The sequence below is a fragment of the Microbacterium sp. C7(2022) genome (genome assembly GCF_028823665.1).
Lineage (GTDB): Bacteria > Actinomycetota > Actinomycetes > Actinomycetales > Microbacteriaceae > Microbacterium.
Genome location: NZ_JAPEHV010000019.1, coordinates 1 through 1,080, shown reverse-complemented (window position 1 = coordinate 1,080; position 1,080 = coordinate 1). Strand labels below are relative to the sequence as shown.

At 67.6% G+C, this 1,080-nt stretch carries 1 protein-coding gene; it reads left to right on the top strand.

The window, feature by feature from the left end; all coding sequences use genetic code 11:
- Positions 1–102 precede the first annotated feature (102 nt).
- On the top strand, positions 103–1,071 hold the full coding sequence (locus ON062_RS13650) for an IS481 family transposase (protein ID WP_101852925.1): 969 nt from the start codon (positions 103–105) through the stop codon (positions 1,069–1,071).
- Positions 1,072–1,080 lie beyond the last annotated feature (9 nt).

The window sequence follows — 1,080 nt, the reverse complement described above, 5'->3', positions numbered from 1 at the left end:
TGTACCCGGCCATGAGGTTGGTGGCGTTTCCGGTCTTGTGAAAGGGGAGAACCTCCGGGCTTAGTGGAGATGTCTGACGTCTTCACGAACTCGGAGGTTCTCGTGTCCCACCGTAATGCCCGCTTGACCGTGCACGGCAGGCTGCTCATCGTCCATCGTGCCGGTGCCGGGTGGAAGCAGGCGCATATCGCCGCGGCAATGGGCGTGTCCCGACGCTGCGTGAAGCGGTGGCTGGACCGCTACCGCGCCGAGGGTGAAGCCGGTCTCTACGATCGCTCCTCGCGGCCTCACCACGTCGCCAACCGCACCCCCGATGCCAGGGCCGCGGCGGTGGTCGCGATCCGGAAGAAGGAACGAGTCGGCCGTGACGAGGTCGCGGCCCGCACCGGGGTGCCGGCGCGGACGGTGTCGCGCATCATCGCCCGGTCCGGGCTGCCTCGTCTGGTCGATCTGGACCCGATGACCGGGGAGCGGATCCGCGCGTCGAAGACCACAGCGGTCCGCTATGAACGCGAGCAGCCCGGCGAGCTGGTGCACATGGACGTGAAGAAGCTCGGTCGCATCCCCGACGGCGGCGGGTGGAAGGCGCACGGCAGAGCGATGGGCTCCACAGCCGCCCGGAAACAGACCGTCGTCGGCTACGACTACGTGCACTCCGTCGTCGACGACCACTCCCGGCTCGCATACTCCGAGGTCCTCCCCGACGAGAAGGGCCCGACCTGCGCCGCGTTCCTCGAACGCGCCATCGGCTACTTCGCCGCGCACGGCATCCCCCGCATCGAGCGGCTGATCACCGACAACGCCTGGGCCTACCGATGGTCGCTGCGCGGCGTCTGCGGCGCGCACGGCATCCGGCAGAAGTTCATCAAACCGCACTGCCCGTGGCAGAACGGCAAGGTGGAGAGGTTCAACCGGACCCTGCAAACCGAATGGGCCTACCGGCAACCGTTCACCTCGAACGACGACCGCACCGCAGCACTTGACCCCTGGCTCGAGCACTACAACACTGGACGACGCCACTCAGCCCTCGGAGGCAACCCCCCGATCAGCCGACTGCAACCAACGTCCTGACCCCGTACA